At 64.2% G+C, this 14,499-nt stretch carries 14 protein-coding genes; 4 read left to right on the top strand and 10 right to left on the bottom strand.

What is annotated here, in order from left to right:
* Positions 1 to 16 precede the first annotated feature (16 nt).
* The 10 genes from fghA to AvAM_RS24795 all read right to left on the bottom strand — a co-directional run bounded on the left by fghA (position 17) and on the right by AvAM_RS24795 (position 8,696).
* On the bottom strand, positions 17 to 901 hold the full coding sequence (fghA, locus tag AvAM_RS24840; RefSeq protein ID WP_137749581.1) for an S-formylglutathione hydrolase: 885 nt from the start codon (positions 899 to 901) through the stop codon (positions 17 to 19).
* 13 nt (positions 902 to 914) lie between these two features.
* On the bottom strand, positions 915 to 2,030 hold the full coding sequence (locus AvAM_RS24835; RefSeq protein WP_137749580.1) for an S-(hydroxymethyl)glutathione dehydrogenase/class III alcohol dehydrogenase: 1,116 nt from the start codon (positions 2,028 to 2,030) through the stop codon (positions 915 to 917).
* Between the two features lie 58 nt (positions 2,031 to 2,088).
* The gene (locus AvAM_RS24830; RefSeq protein ID WP_055402789.1) at positions 2,089 to 2,355 is read right to left on the bottom strand and encodes a metal/formaldehyde-sensitive transcriptional repressor; all 267 of its coding nucleotides are present in this window, start codon (positions 2,353 to 2,355) and stop codon (positions 2,089 to 2,091) included.
* Between the two features lie 246 nt (positions 2,356 to 2,601).
* Complete coding sequence (locus AvAM_RS24825) at positions 2,602 to 3,912, bottom strand: citrate synthase (RefSeq protein ID WP_137749579.1); 1,311 nt, start codon at positions 3,910 to 3,912, stop codon at positions 2,602 to 2,604.
* A 65-nt stretch (positions 3,913 to 3,977) separates the two neighbouring features.
* Entirely contained in the window at positions 3,978 to 4,298 is a 321-nt protein-coding gene (locus AvAM_RS24820) for a succinate dehydrogenase assembly factor 2 (RefSeq protein WP_137749578.1), read from the bottom strand.
* A 23-nt stretch (positions 4,299 to 4,321) separates the two neighbouring features.
* Positions 4,322 to 5,023, bottom strand: a complete 702-nt coding sequence (locus AvAM_RS24815; protein ID WP_137749577.1) for a succinate dehydrogenase iron-sulfur subunit — start codon at positions 5,021 to 5,023, stop codon at positions 4,322 to 4,324.
* Between the two features lie 28 nt (positions 5,024 to 5,051).
* Positions 5,052 to 6,857 carry a succinate dehydrogenase flavoprotein subunit gene (gene sdhA, locus AvAM_RS24810; protein ID WP_137749576.1) on the bottom strand — a complete coding sequence of 602 codons (1,806 nt, stop codon included), beginning with the start codon at positions 6,855 to 6,857 and terminating at the stop codon, positions 5,052 to 5,054.
* Positions 6,858 to 6,888: 31 nt separating this feature from the next.
* Positions 6,889 to 7,254, bottom strand: a complete 366-nt coding sequence (gene sdhD / locus AvAM_RS24805) for a succinate dehydrogenase, hydrophobic membrane anchor protein (protein WP_137749575.1) — start codon at positions 7,252 to 7,254, stop codon at positions 6,889 to 6,891.
* An 84-nt stretch (positions 7,255 to 7,338) separates the two neighbouring features.
* A complete protein-coding gene (gene sdhC, locus AvAM_RS24800) occupies positions 7,339 to 7,773 on the bottom strand; it encodes a succinate dehydrogenase, cytochrome b556 subunit (RefSeq protein ID WP_137749574.1) in 435 nt (144 codons plus the stop codon).
* A 134-nt stretch (positions 7,774 to 7,907) separates the two neighbouring features.
* Positions 7,908 to 8,696: a GntR family transcriptional regulator gene (locus tag AvAM_RS24795; RefSeq protein ID WP_137749573.1), complete on the bottom strand. Its 789-nt coding sequence runs from the start codon at positions 8,694 to 8,696 to the stop codon at positions 7,908 to 7,910.
* 227 nt (positions 8,697 to 8,923) lie between these two features.
* Here AvAM_RS24795 and AvAM_RS24790 point away from each other — a divergent pair, with 227 nt between their 5' ends.
* The 4 genes from AvAM_RS24790 to acnB all read left to right on the top strand — a co-directional run bounded on the left by AvAM_RS24790 (position 8,924) and on the right by acnB (position 14,442).
* Positions 8,924 to 9,910: a malate dehydrogenase gene (locus AvAM_RS24790; RefSeq protein WP_137749572.1), complete on the top strand. Its 987-nt coding sequence runs from the start codon at positions 8,924 to 8,926 to the stop codon at positions 9,908 to 9,910.
* An 18-nt stretch (positions 9,911 to 9,928) separates the two neighbouring features.
* On the top strand, positions 9,929 to 11,020 hold the full coding sequence (locus AvAM_RS24785; RefSeq protein WP_249368392.1) for a CoA ester lyase: 1,092 nt from the start codon (positions 9,929 to 9,931) through the stop codon (positions 11,018 to 11,020).
* Positions 11,021 to 11,055: 35 nt separating this feature from the next.
* Positions 11,056 to 11,712: a hypothetical protein gene (locus AvAM_RS24780; RefSeq protein ID WP_137749571.1), complete on the top strand. Its 657-nt coding sequence runs from the start codon at positions 11,056 to 11,058 to the stop codon at positions 11,710 to 11,712.
* Positions 11,713 to 11,841: 129 nt separating this feature from the next.
* Positions 11,842 to 14,442, top strand: coding sequence for a bifunctional aconitate hydratase 2/2-methylisocitrate dehydratase (acnB, locus tag AvAM_RS24775; RefSeq protein WP_137749570.1), 2,601 nt, complete (start codon positions 11,842 to 11,844; stop codon positions 14,440 to 14,442).
* The last annotated feature ends 57 nt before the right edge of the window (positions 14,443 to 14,499 follow it).

Raw genomic sequence — 14,499 nt, 5'->3', positions numbered from 1 at the left:
CAGACTTAAGGGCGCATTAACGTGCGGAAGCCCCTGCGGAAGGTGCCGCCACGAGCTGCCGCGCGTGGTGCTGCAGGTGGTCGGCCATGAAGCTCTGCACAAAGTAGTAGCCGTGGTCGTAGCCCGCATGGCGGCGCAGCGCGAGTGGCTGGCCGATGGCGGTGCAGGCGGCTTCGAACAGGTGCGGGTGCAGCTGCTCGGCCAGGAATTTGTCGGCCAGGCCCTGGTCGATGAGGATGCCTGCTGGGTAGGGGGCGACGGGCTGGTGCTGCATGAGCACCGTGGCGTCGTGTTCGATCCAGGTGCTGCGGTCTGGGCCCAGGTAGCCGGTGAAGGCCTTGTCGCCCCAGGGGCACTGGGTGGGGGCGCAGATGGGCGCAAAAGCCGACAGCGACTGGAACCGGCCCGGGTGGCGCAGCGCCAGCGTGAGTGCGCCGTGCCCGCCCATCGAGTGGCCAGTGATGCCCAGGCGGCCGCCGTCAATGGGCAGCTGGGCGGTCACCAGGGGCAGCAGCTCGTCCAGCAGATAGCTTTCCATGCGCCAGTGGGTGCGCCAGGGCGCCTGGGTGGCGTCGAGGTAGAAGCCTGCACCCACGCCAAAGTCCCAGCTCTCGGCCTCGCCCGGCACATTGGCGCCGCGCGGGCTGGTGTCGGGCGCGATGAGGGCCAGGCCCAGCTCGGCAGCCAGGCGCTGGGCGCCCGCCTTGACCATGAAGGTTTCTTCTGTGCAGGTGAGGCCCGCCAGATAGACCACGGCGGGCACGGGGCCCTGCTGCGCCTGGGGCGGCAGGTACACCGCAAACTTCATCGGCAGGCCGATGGTGGTGGAGGCGTGCTGGTAGAAGCGCTGTTCGCCGCCAAAGCAGGCGTGGGCGCTGAGCAGTTCAAATGGCGTGGACATGGCGCTCCGGGCCTTACACGGCGTACTTGACGACCGAGCGGATCGACTTGCCCTCGTGCATCAGGTCAAACGCTTCGTTGATGTCCTTGAGGCCCATGGTGTGGGTCACGAAGGGTTCGAGCTGGATCTTGCCTGCCATTGCGTCTTCGACCATGCCGGGCAGCTCGCTGCGGCCCTTGACGCCGCCAAATGCCGTGCCCAGCCACTTGCGGCCGGTGACGAGCTGGAAGGGGCGGGTGCTGATCTCCTGGCCTGCGCCCGCCACGCCGATGATCACGCTCTGGCCCCAGCCGCGGTGCGCGCATTCGAGCGCAGCGCGCATCACGTTCACGTTGCCGATGCACTCAAAGCTGTGGTCCACGCCCCAGGTCGTCATCTCCACGATGACCTGCTGGATCGGCTTGTCGAAGTCCTTGGGATTCACGCAGTCGGTGGCGCCAAAGGTGCGGGCCAGGTCGAACTTGGAGGGGTTGGTGTCGATGGCGATGATTCGCCCGGCCTTGGCCAACTTGGCGCCCTGGATCACGGCCAGACCAATGCCGCCCAGGCCGAACACGGCCACGGTGTCGCCTTCTTGCACCTTGGCGGTGTTCTTCACGGCGCCCAGGCCCGTGGTCACGCCGCAGCCCAGCAGGCAGACCTGCTCGGGGTTGGCGTTGGGGTTGACCTTGGCGAGCGACACCTCGGCCACCACGGTGTATTCGCTGAAGGTGCTGCAGCCCATGTAGTGGTAAATGGGCTGGCCGTTGTAGCTGAAGCGCGTGGTGCCGTCGGGCATCACACCCTTGCCCTGTGTGGCGCGCACGCTCACGCACAGGTTGGTTTTGCCGCTCTTGCAGAACAGGCATTCGCCGCATTCGGCGGTGTAGAGCGGGATCACATGGTCGCCGGGCTTCACGCTGGTCACGCCTTCGCCCACTTCCACCACGATGCCCGCGCCTTCATGGCCCAGTACCACGGGGAACAGGCCCTCGGGGTCGTCACCGCTCAGGGTGAAGGCGTCGGTGTGGCAGACGCCGGTGTCGGTGATGCGGATCAGCACTTCGCCCTTCTTCGGCGGGGCCACGTCGATTTCGACGATCTGCAGGGGTTCTCCGGCTTTGAAGGCAACGGCGGCGCGGGATTTCATGGGGTGGTCCTTTCGGTGAATGGCTGGAATTGGGGTGAATGGAGTGGGAGCGGTCTATCTATTTGAGGTACGACCGCAGCAAGGCCAGGGTTTCGTCGATCGCCTGCTGCGAGGGGGCGGGCTTCTCTGCCAGCGTCTCGCGCACATGGCTGTCGAGCAGGTCGGCCATCAGCCCGTGCACTGCGCCGCGCATGGCGGCCAGCTGCTGCAGGATGGGGGCGCAGTCGCTGCCCGCCTCCACCGCGCGCTCCAGCGCCTCGGCCTGGCCTTTGATGCGGCGCAGGCGGGTGATGGCGCGTTGCTTGTCTTCGGGGGTGTGGGGCATGGTGGGGCAGTGGCGGGCTGGGGCCGTAGGGCTGCGTGCTGTGGGTGTGGTCTGTGTACTGGGTGGTAGTATAAAAGATGAGCCATTGCTGGTCGCGCGGTAGCCGTATAAAAAACCTTTTAACTAGGGGGGAGTATGTGCATCCTTCGGGGTTTGGCATTGTGTCGCGCCCATGAAAAAAGCCCGCAGGCACAAGGCCTGCGGGCTTTGGGAGGGGCTGACGGCGCGCTGGGCGCCGTGCCAGCGTCAGCGGCTGGCCAGCGGGGGCACGTCGCGGCGCACGGAGCCGGTGAACAGCTGGCGGGGGCGGCCGATCTTGTACTCGGGGTCGCCGATCATTTCGTTCAGCTGGGCGATCCAGCCCACGGTGCGGGCCAGGCTGAAGATGCCGGTGAACAGGTTCACCGGGATGCCGATGGCGCGCTGCACGATGCCGGAGTAGAAGTCCACGTTCGGGTAGAGCTTGCGCTGCACGAAGTAGTCGTCTTCCAGGGCGATCTTTTCCAGTTCCTTGGCCAGCTTGAACAGCGGGTCGTTTTCCAGGCCCAGCTCGGCCAGCACTTCATTGCAAGTCTCTTGCATGAGCTTGGCGCGGGGGTCGTAGTTCTTGTACACGCGGTGGCCAAAGCCCATGAGCTTGACGCCGGAGTTCTTGTCCTTGACCTGCTTGATGAAGTCGCCGATCTTTTCCACGCCGCCTTGGGCCTGGATGTCGTACAGCATGTTGAGAGCTGCTTCGTTGGCGCCACCGTGGGCAGGGCCCCAGAGGCAGGCCACGCCAGCGGCGATGGCTGCGAACGGGTTGGTGCCCGACGAACCGCACAGGCGCACGGTGGAGGTCGAAGCGTTCTGCTCGTGGTCAGCGTGCAGGATGAAGATGCGGTCCAGCGCGCGTTCCAGCACGGGGTTGACCTTGTACTCTTCGCAGGGGGTGCCGAACATCATGCGCAGGAAGTTGCCTGCGTAGGACAGGTTGTTCTGCGGGTACATGTAGGGCTGGCCCATGCCGTACTTGTAGGCCATGGCGACCAGCGTAGGCATCTTGGCGATCAGGCGGATCGCGGCGATCTCACGGTGCTGCGGATTGTTGATGTCCGTGCTGTCGTGGTAGAAGGCCGACAGGGCGCCCACCAGGCCGGTCAGCACAGCCATGGGGTGTGCGTCACGGCGGAAGCCGCGCAGGAAGAACTGCATCTGCTCGTTGACCATGGTGTGGTTGGTCACGCGGCTGGTGAAGTCGGTCTTTTGCGCCACGTTCGGCAGATCGCCGTACAGCAGCAGGTGGCAGGTTTCCAGGAAGTCGCAGTTTTCAGCCAACTGCTCAATGGGGTAGCCACGGTACAGCAGCTCGCCCTTGTCGCCATCGATGTAGGTGATGGCGGACTGGGTGGCTGCCGTGGACAGGAAGCCGGGGTCATAGGTGAACATGCCCGTTTGTGCATACAGCTTGCGGATGTCGATGACATCCGGGCCAATGCTGCCCTGGTAGACCGGCAGGTCCACGCTGGGGCTGCCATTGCTGAATGACAGGGTGGCTTTGTTGTCAGCTAGCTTCATTGTTACTTTCCTTGGGTAGGTTGCCGGGATTCCGGGGGTCGGGCCTTGTTTGTCTCGGGTCTCGTTCAGGGCCTTGGTCGTGCTGCGCCACCGCTGAGCCGCAACATGCCGAGCACCTCACGCACTTCTTCTGTATCCAGTTCGCCTTCGGGTTCGCGGCGCGCAAGCACCAGATCCAGGAGGTCGTTGTCCGCCAGGTCCATCAGCTGGTTCATGCCGTGGGCCTGGCGCCAGGTCAGGCCCGCCCCATGCTTGGCGAAGAAGTTCTCGATGTAGAGATCGTTCTCCAGCAGGCCGCGCCGGCAGCGCCAGTGCAGCTTTGCGCGTTCGCGGTCGTCCAGCAGGTCGCTGGCCGATGGCAGGGCAGGGGTGAGGGCTTCGGACATGGCGGTGGTGCTTGCGAAAAAGGTCAAACGGCGCGGCGCACCATCAGTTCCTTGATCTTGCCAATCGCCATCGTGGGGTTCAGGCCCTTGGGGCACACGTCCACGCAGTTCATGATGGTGTGGCAGCGGAACAGGCGGTACGGGTCTTCCAGGTTATCCAGGCGCGCACCCGTGGCTTCGTCGCGGCTGTCGGCGATGAAGCGGTAGGCCTGCAGCAGGCCGGCAGGGCCCACGAACTTGTCGGGGTTCCACCAGAAGCTGGGGCAGCTCGTGGAGCAGCTGGCGCACAGAATGCACTCGTACAGGCCGTTGAGCTCTTCGCGCTCTTCGGGGCTTTGCAGGCGTTCCTTCTCGGGGGCCAGGTCCTCGGTGATGAGGTAGGGCTTGATCGAGTTGTACTGCTTGAAAAACTGCGTCATGTCCACGATCAGGTCGCGGATCACCGGCAGGCCGGGCAGGGGCTTCAGAACGATGGTGCCCTTGAGGGTGTTCATGTTCGTGAGGCAGGCCAGGCCGTTCTTGCCGTTGATGTTCATGGCGTCCGAGCCGCATACGCCTTCGCGGCACGAACGGCGGAACGACAGGCTGGGGTCTTGCTCCTTGAGCTTGACCAGGGCGTCCAGCAGCATGCGCTCGTGGCCATCGAGTTCGATCTCGATGGTCTGCATGTAGGGCTTGGCGTCCTTGTCCGGGTCGTAGCGGTAGATTTGAAAGGTGCGCTTCATGTTGTTCTTTCGTGAGGCTGCTGGATCTTCAGAACGTACGGACCTTGGGAGGCACGCTGTCCACCGTCAGGGGCTTGAGGTTGACGGGCTTGTAGGTCAGGCTGTTGTTTGCGCTGTGCCACAGGGTGTGCTTCATCCACTCCTTGTCGTTGCGGCCCAGCGGGAACTCGGCGTGGTCGGCAGGGTGTTCGTAGTCGTACACGGTGTGTGCGCCACGGCATTCCTTGCGGGCAGCGGCCGAGGTCATCGTGGCCTGGGCCACTTCGATCAGGTTGTCCACTTCCAGCGCTTCCATGCGGGCCGTGTTCCAGACCTTGGACTTGTCCTTCAGCGTCACGCCGCTCACGCGGTCGCGGATGGCGTTGATCTTGACCACGCCTTCGTCCATGCTGGCCTGCGTACGGAACACGCCGGCGTGTTGCTGCATGCTGGAGCGGATGTCGTTGGCGATGTCTTGCGCGTAGATGCCTTCCTTCGAGTCCTGCAGCTGGTTCAGGCGGGCCAGGGTGCGGTCAGCGCCGTCGGCGGGCACAGGCTTGTGTTCGCCCGATTCCTTGACGAAGTTGACGATGTGCTTGCCGGCCGACTTGCCGAAGACCAGCAGGTCCAGCAGCGAGTTCGTGCCCAGGCGGTTGGCGCCGTGCACCGACACGCAGGAGCATTCGCCCACGGCATAGAGGCCGTTGACGATGTTGTTCTGCTGGCCGTCGTGCACGACCACCTGGCCGTTGATGTTGGTGGGGATGCCACCCATCTGGTAGTGGATGGTGGGCACCACAGGGATCGGTTCCTTGGTGATGTCCACGTTGGCGAAGTTGTGGCCGATCTCTTCCACCGATGGCAGGCGCTTGCGGATGGTGTCCGCGCCCAGGTGGTCCAGTTTCATCAGGATATAGTCCTTGTTCGGACCGCAGCCACGGCCTTCCTTGATTTCCTGGTCCATCGAACGCGACACGAAGTCGCGCGGAGCCAGGTCCTTCAGCGTGGGCGCATAGCGCTCCATGAAGCGTTCGCCATTGCTGTTGAGCAGGATGGCGCCTTCACCGCGGCAGCCTTCGGTCAGCAGCACGCCCGCGCCAGCCACGCCGGTGGGGTGGAACTGCCAGAACTCCATGTCCTGCAGCGGGATGCCGGCACGCGCCGCCATGCCCAGGCCGTCGCCGGTGTTGATGAAGGCGTTGGTCGATGCCGCAAAGATGCGGCCAGCGCCGCCGGTGGCCAGCAGCACGGCCTTGGCGTGCAGCTCGTACAGGTCGCCGGTTTCCAGCTCCAGGGCTGTCACGCCGACCACGTCGCCTTGTTCGTTGCGGATCAAGTCCAGCGCCATCCACTCCACGAAGAAGTTGGTCTTGGACTTCACGTTCTGCTGGTACAGCGTGTGCAGCATGGCGTGGCCGGTGCGGTCGGCCGCAGCGCAGGCGCGCTGCACGGGCTTTTCGCCGTAGTTGGCGGTGTGGCCGCCGAAGGGGCGCTGGTAGATGGTGCCGTCAGGGTTGCGGTCGAACGGCATGCCGAAGTGTTCCAGCTCGATCACCACGTTGGGTGCTTCGCGGCACATGAACTCGATGGCGTCCTGGTCGCCCAGCCAGTCCGAGCCCTTGATGGTGTCGTAGAAGTGGTAGTGCCAGTTGTCCTCGCTCATGTTGCCCAGCGAGGCGGACACGCCGCCCTGCGCCGCCACCGTGTGCGAGCGGGTGGGGAACACCTTGGACAGGCAGGCCACGTTCAGGCCTGCACGGGAGAGTTCCAGCGAGGCACGCATGCCGGAGCCGCCGGCGCCGACGATGACAACGTCGAACTTGCGCTTGGTGATGTTAGCTTTTGTGTAGCTCATTGTTGTTTGCCTTCAGTCGCGGGGTGATCAATCAGAGACGCCACAGAACCTGGATGCCCCAGCCGGCACAGCCGACCAGCCAGACGATGGTGAAAACCTGCAGCGCCAGGCGCAGGACCACGGGCTTGATGTAGTCCATCAGGACTTCGCGCACGCCGACCCAGGCGTGCCAGGCGAGCGAGATGATCACGGTGAAGGTCAGCACCTTCATCCACTGGGCCGAGAAGATGCCCGCCCATTTGTCGTAGCCCATGGGGCCCTTGTTGAAGATCACCTGGGCCAGCAGGGCCAGCGTGAACAGGGCCATCAGGATGGCCGTGACGCGCTGGCTGAGCCAGTCGCGCAGGCCATAGTGGGCGCCGACGACGACGCGCTTGGAACCGTAATTGACGGACATGGATGTTTTCCTTTTGTCTTGTTCTGCGGGGGGGGGCACTTGGGGCAGCGGCCGCTGCCGTTTTCTGTGGGGACAGTCGGTGGGTCAGTACAGGCCGAACAGCTTGGCACCCAGCACCAGCGTCAGCGGGATGCTGATGGCCAGCACCGCCAGGGACGAGGTCTTGCCGAATTGCTTGTTCACGGCGCTGTGGCTCACATCCATCCACAGGTGGCGCAGGCCGGCAGTGAAGTGGTGCAGGTACGACCAGATCAGGGCCAGGGTCGCCAGCTTTACGAACCAGCCGGGCACGAAGCCGATGCCGATGCCGAACGCCGCCGTGAAGCGGGCGAACGAAATTTCGGACGACACCGAGGTGTCGAACATCCAGATGATGAAAGGCAACAGCAGGAACATGATCAGCCCGCTGGCGCGGTGCAGGATCGAGACCCACGCCGCAGGGGTCATGCGGTAGGTGGTGAGGTCCTTGAAGGCATTGATGTTGCGGAATTCAGGCCGTTTTTTGGCAAGCTCGGTCATGTTGAGTGCTTTCGTGGATGTAACTTCTTTGTAATTCGGAGATGCAAAGAACGCAAAATTCTATTGCAACGCAACAATGGGGCATCTGGCAACGTCGGAATTTTCGACGTCTTTGCTCGGGTGCCAGCCTGCTGTCAGCTCAATTCATTACGGTAATGGTGGGTATCTGTGAGGTAGAGACCCCGGCGTAACTCCATGGGAACATCGTTGTAGGTGTAGGCAATTCGCTCCACGCTCAAAAGCGGCGTGGCGGGGGTGATCTGCAGCAACTGGGCCTGCTCCTCGTCGGGCAGCACGGCGCGAATCTTTTCTTCGGCGCGCACCATGCGCACACCGAAATCCAGCTCGAACATGGCGTAGGTGGGGCCCTGGTAGTTGGCCAGCTGCTCGGCCGTGAGTCCTTTGAAGGCCTGGCCGGGCAGCCAGATGTCTTCCAGAATCGTGGGCACCCCGCCAAACGACAGGATGCGCTTGGCCTGCATGACGGCGTCGCCGCTGCGCAGGGCCAGGGCGCGTGCCACGTCGGCGCTGGCGCGCACGCGGCGGCACTCGATCACGCGGCGCTGGGCGGGGCCTTCGACCCGGGCGTCGCCGGTGTCGGGCAGCAGCTTCAGAAAGCGGTACTGCACATGCTGCTCGGCGTGGGTGGCAACAAACGTGCCTTTGCCCTGGCGGCGCATGACCAGGTTCTCCGCCGCCAGCTCGTCGATGGCCTTGCGTACTGTGCCCTGGCTCACCCGAAAACGTGCGGCCAGTTCCATCTCACTGGGGATGGCCTCGCCGGGTTTCCACTCGCCCTGCTGCAGGCTCTGCAGGATCAGCCCCTTGATCTGCTGGTACAGCGGGCTGAACGCCGGCGTGGTGGCACCCGCTGCGCCGGAGGGCGTGGCGGTGTTGTCGGCGGCGAACGGCAGGGAGGACATGGCGGGTGGGCGCTGGGTTTGGTGTGTGGCGCAGCGGTTGCCCCATGACAACCGAACGACAAACGGGTTGCAATCATATCTTATATAAGACATAAGACAAATTGACCGGGGTGCCCAATCGGGGGTAAACTCCAAGGCTGTTTTGCGGGGCACGGGCTGCTGGTAACAGGCGCTGGTGCTTGCGTTGCACACACACCTGTTTTCCTTACTTCCCTGGAGTTTTCATCATGAGCAAGAAGCCTGTTCGCGTAGCCGTCACCGGTGCCGCTGGTCAAATCGGTTACGCCCTGCTGTTCCGTATCGCCTCCGGCGAAATGCTGGGCAAGGACCAGCCGGTCATTCTTCAGCTGCTCGAAATCCCCGACGAAAAGGCCCAGAACGCGCTCAAGGGCGTGATCATGGAGCTGGAAGACTGCGCCTTCCCGCTGCTGGCCGGTATTGAAGCCCACAGCGACCCGCTGCAAGCCTTCAAGGACACCGACTACGCCCTGCTGGTGGGTGCACGTCCTCGCGGCCCTGGCATGGAGCGTGCCGACCTGCTGGCCGCCAACGCCCAGATCTTCACCGCCCAGGGCAAGGCCCTGAACGCCGTGGCTTCGCGCAATGTGAAGGTGCTGGTGGTCGGCAACCCTGCCAACACCAACGCCTACATCGCCATGAAGTCGGCGCCTGACCTGCCGGCCAAGAACTTCACCGCCATGCTGCGCCTGGACCACAACCGCGCTGCCTCGCAGCTGGCTGCCAAGACCGGCACCAAGGTGGGTGATATCCGCAAGCTGACGGTGTGGGGCAACCACTCACCCACGATGTACGCCGACTACCGTTTCGCCACCACAAACGGCCAGTCCATCAAGACCATGATCAACGACCAGGTCTGGAACGCTGAAACCTTCCTGCCCACCGTGGGCAAGCGTGGTGCGGCCATCATCGCCGCCCGTGGCCTGTCGTCGGCAGCTTCCGCCGCCAACGCGGCCATCGACCACATCCGTGACTGGGCCCTGGGCTCTAACGGCGAATGGGTCACGATGGGCGTGCCATCGAACGGCGAATACGGCATCCCCGCCGGCATCGTGTTCGGCTTCCCAGTCACCACGGAAAACGGCGAATACAAGATCGTCGAAGGCCTGGAGATCGATGCCTTCTCGCAAGAGTGCATCAACAAGACGCTGGCCGAACTGCAAGGCGAGCAAGACGGCGTCAAGCACCTGCTGTAAACAAGCCCGGTGAACGCAATGCAGCCGACGCCCCTGGCATCGGGCCTTCGGGCCGCCCCGGTCCCCGCGCAGGGGCAGGGCGCTGCGCTTTCTTCTGCCCTGCCTGCTGGCAGCGTGCATCCACGGGATGTGCTGCTGGGTGCGCAGGCGCAGTCAGGATTCCTGCCTGTGTGCGACCACTACAGTGGCGTGGAAGCACGCATGCGCAAAAGCCTGCAGTTGCAGGCCGAGATGGCGCAGGAGCTGGGCACCTGCGTCTTTGATGTCACTCTGGATTGCGAAGACGGCGCTCCGGTCGGCTTCGAGTCCGACCACGCGCGGCTGGTCGCCAGCCTGGCACTGGGCGCCGAGCCCACGGCCCGGGTCGCTGCCCGCGTGCACGCGGTAGACCACCCGGCCTTTGCCAATGATGTCGCCACGATCGTGGGCGAGGCAGGCCACCGGCTCTGCCACATCATGGTGCCCAAGGTCGAGTCTGTGGACGACGTGCTGCAGGTGGAGCGTGCGCTGGAGCGCGCCTCCGCCCCCCAGCTTCCCATCCATGTGCTGATCGAATCCCCCGCTGCCGTGCACCGGGCCTTCGAGATCGCCGCCCATCCCCGGGTGCAGAGCCTGAGCTTTGGTCTCATGGACTTTGTGTCGGCCCATGGCGGGGCGATCCCGGCCCAGGGGATGACGTCGGCCGGGCAGTTTGCCCACCCGCTGGTGGTGCGCACCAAGTTGGAGATCGCCGCCGCCTGCCATGCCCACGGCAAGGTGCCCTCGCATTGTGTGGTGACCGAGTTCACTGACACCGTGGCCATGCAGGGCGCGGCCCGCCGTGCGGCCCAGGAGCTGGGTTACACCCGCATGTGGAGCATCCACCCTGCGCAGATCCGCCCCATCCTGCAGGCCTTTGCGCCGCAGCAGGACGATATCGAGAATGCCTCAAAAATAATAGCGGCTGCCGCTCAGGCTGATTGGGCTCCGATCAGTTTTGAAGGCGTGCTGCATGACCGTGCCAGTTACCGCTTTTACTGGCAGATCCTTGAGCGCGCCCACCACACCGGGCGTGCACTTCCCTCGTCTGTGCGCCACTGGTTTGGCGCATCGGCGGTGGTTCCATCGTGAACCTTCTTCCTGAACACCCCTACGCAGGACTTTCCATGAAATCCATCTTCGCCTCCGCTCTCTTGCTGCTGGCTCCGGCCCTTGCCCTGGCGCAAACAACGCCTGCCCAGCCTGCTGCCAAGTCCGAGACCAAGGCTGCCGCAGCCAAGCCTGCTGCCAAACCCGCACCCAAGACGGCGGCCAAGCCCGACGCCAAGTCCACCAAGACCGCCGCCAAGGAACCTGTCGCCAAGAAGGCCGCCGTGGCCAAGGCCGAGCCCACCAGCAGCCGCACGCAGCTCAAGAGTGCGACCAACCAGGTGGCAGCTGGCATCATCGCTGCAGAAGCTGCCCTGTCGCCCGCCGAGCTGGCCATTGCCGAGCGCGTGCACACCGGCCGCATGCCCTGCGAGCTGGGGGCATTTGTCACGGTGACCGCCGACCCCGCCACGCCCGGCCACTTCCATGTGGAAGGCAAGGGCTTCAAGTACTACATGGCTCCCGTGGCCACGACCACTGGCACGGTGCGCCTGGAAGACCAGAAGGGCGGCGCCGTCTGGCTGCAGATCGCCAACAAGTCCATGCTGATGAACCAGAAGCTGGGCCAGCGCCTGGCCGACGAGTGCATGAGCGCCGAGCAGGTGGTGGTGGCCGAAGCCATCAAGAAGAACCCACCCGTGAGTGTTCTGGAACCCCTGCCTGCAGCCAAGTAAACCGCCAGGCATCCAACCCACAGAGTCCGAGAAATCCACGAACCCCCTTGTGTGTGCCGGCGTGATGGCCCTTGAGGCCCTTGCAGCCAGGCGCGCCGCCCCACTTTAGAACGCAACCGGAGAAAAATGATGTTGAAAGCCTACCGTGACCATGTGGCCGAGCGTGCCGCCCTGGGCATCCCACCGCTGCCGCTGGATGCCAAGCAAGTGGCTGAACTGATCGAACTGATCAAGAACCCGCCCGCTGGCGAAGACGCATTCCTGCTGGACCTGCTCACGCACCGCGTGCCCCCAGGTGTGGACGACGCTGCCAAGGTCAAGGCCAGCTTCCTGGCTGCCGTGGCGCACGGTGACATCAAGGTCGGCCTGATCTCCAAGTCCAAGGCCACCGAGCTGTTGGGCACCATGGTCGGCGGCTACAACGTGCACCCCCTGATCGAACTGCTGGACGACGCCGAAGTGGCGGGTGTGGCCGCAGAGGCGCTCAAGAAGACGCTCCTGATGTTCGACTTCTTCAATGACGTAGCGACCAAGGCCAAGGCGGGTAACGCCAAGGCGCAGGAAGTGATGCAAAGCTGGGCCAACGCCGAGTGGTTCACCTCGCGCCCCGAAGTCGAAAAGAAGATCACCGTCACCGTGTTCAAGGTGCCCGGCGAGACCAACACCGACGACCTGTCGCCCGCGCCCGATGCCTGGAGCCGTCCCGACATCCCGCTGCATTACCTGGCCATGCTCAAGAACACCCGTCCTGACGCGGCGTTCAAGCCTGAAGAAGACGGCAAGCGCGGCCCCATGCAGTTCATCGATGACCTGAAGAAGAAGGGCCACCTGGTTGCCTACGTGGGTGACGTGGTCGGCACCGGTTCTTCGCGCAAGTCGGCCACCAACTCCATCGTCTGGGCCACCGGCCAGGACATCCCGTTCGTGCCCAACAAGCGCTTCGGTGGTGTCACGCTGGGCGGCAAGATCGCTCCCATCTTCTTCAACACGCAGGAAGACTCGGGCTCGCTGCCGATCGAAGTGGACGTCTCCAAGCTGGAGATGGGTGACGTCATCGACGTGATGCCCTACGACGGCAAGATCGTGAAGGACGGCGCCACCGTGGCGGAGTTCCAGCTCAAGAGCGACGTGCTGTTCGACGAAGTGCGTGCCGGCGGCCGTATCAACCTCATTATCGGCCGCTCGCTGACCAGCAAAGCCCGCGAATTCCTGGGCCTGCCTGCGTCCAACGTGTTCCGCCTGCCCACCGCCCCCGTTGCGACGAATGCCGGCTTCACGCTGGCGCAGAAGATGGTCGGCCGCGCTGTCGGCCTGCCCGAAGGCCAGGGCGTGCGCCCCGGTACCTACTGCGAACCCAAGATGACCACCGTGGGCTCGCAAGACACCACCGGCCCGATGACCCGCGACGAGCTGAAGGACTTGGCTTGCCTTGGTTTCTCGGCCGACCTGGTGATGCAGTCGTTCTGCCACACGGCCGCCTACCCCAAGCCCGTGGACGTGAAGACCCACCGCGAGCTGCCAGCCTTCATCTCCAACCGCGGCGGCGTGGCCCTGCGTCCTGGCGACGGCGTGATCCACAGCTGGCTCAACCGCCTGCTGCTGCCCGACACCGTGGGCACCGGCGGCGATTCGCACACGCGTTTCCCCATCGGCATCTCCTTCCCCGCAGGTTCCGGCCTCGTGGCCTTCGGTGCCGCCACGGGTGTGATGCCCCTGGACATGCCTGAGTCCATCCTGGTGCGCTTCAAGGGCGAAATGCAGCCCGGCGTGACCTTGCGCGACCTGGTGCACGCGATTCCGCTGTACGCTATCAAGCAGGGCCTGCTGACGGTGGCCAAGGCTGGCAAGATCAACGCCTTCTCCGGCCGCATCCTCGAAATCGAAGGCCTGCCAGACCTGAAGGTCGAGCAAGCCTTTGAACTGTCCGACGCCTCGGCCGAGCGCTCTGCCGCCGGTTGCACGATCAAGCTGAACCCCGCGCCGATCAAGGAATACCTGACGTCGAACATCGTTCTGATGAAGAACATGATCGCCGACGGTTATGCCGACGCCAAGACGCTGCAGCGCCGCATCGAGAAGGTCGAAGCCTGGCTGGCCAAGCCCGACCTGCTCGAAGCCGACAAGGATGCCGAATACGCCGCCGTGATCGAGATCGACCTGGCCGACATCAAGGAACCCATCGTCTGCTGCCCCAACGATCCGGACGACGCCAAGTTCCTGTCCGAAGTGGCGGGCACCAAGATCGACGAAGCCTTCATCGGCTCGTGCATGACCAACATCGGCCACTTCCGCGCAGCTGCCAAGCTGCTGGGCGGCCAGCGTGACATCCCCGTCAAGCTGTGGGTGGCACCGCCCACCAAGATGGACGAGAGCGAGCTGATCAAGGAAGGCCATTACGCCGCGTTCGGCACGGCCGGTGCGCGCACCGAAATGCCCGGCTGCTCGCTGTGCATGGGCAATCAGGCGCAGGTGCGCGAAGGCGCGACGGTGATCTCCACCTCCACCCGCAACTTCCCCAACCGCCTGGGCAAGAACACCAACGTGTTCCTGGGCTCGGCCGAGCTGGCTGCCATCGCCTCGCGCCTGGGCCATCTGCCCACCAAGGAGGAGTACCTCAAGGAAATGGGCGTGATCGACGCCGACAAGGCAAGCGTCTACCGCTACATGAACTTCGACCAGATCGAAGAGTACGCGGAAGCCGCCAAGGGTGCGGCAGTCGCGTCCTGCTGACGCGCTGCGGATGCCCGGACGGCGGTGTAGACCGCCTCCGGACCCGACACAACGGCC

It is taken from the genome of Acidovorax sp. NB1 (assembly GCF_005405905.1).
Classification (GTDB): domain Bacteria; phylum Pseudomonadota; class Gammaproteobacteria; order Burkholderiales; family Burkholderiaceae_C; genus Acidovorax.
Note: the sequence above shows the minus strand (reverse complement) of the source record. Positions and strands in the feature narration are given on the sequence as shown.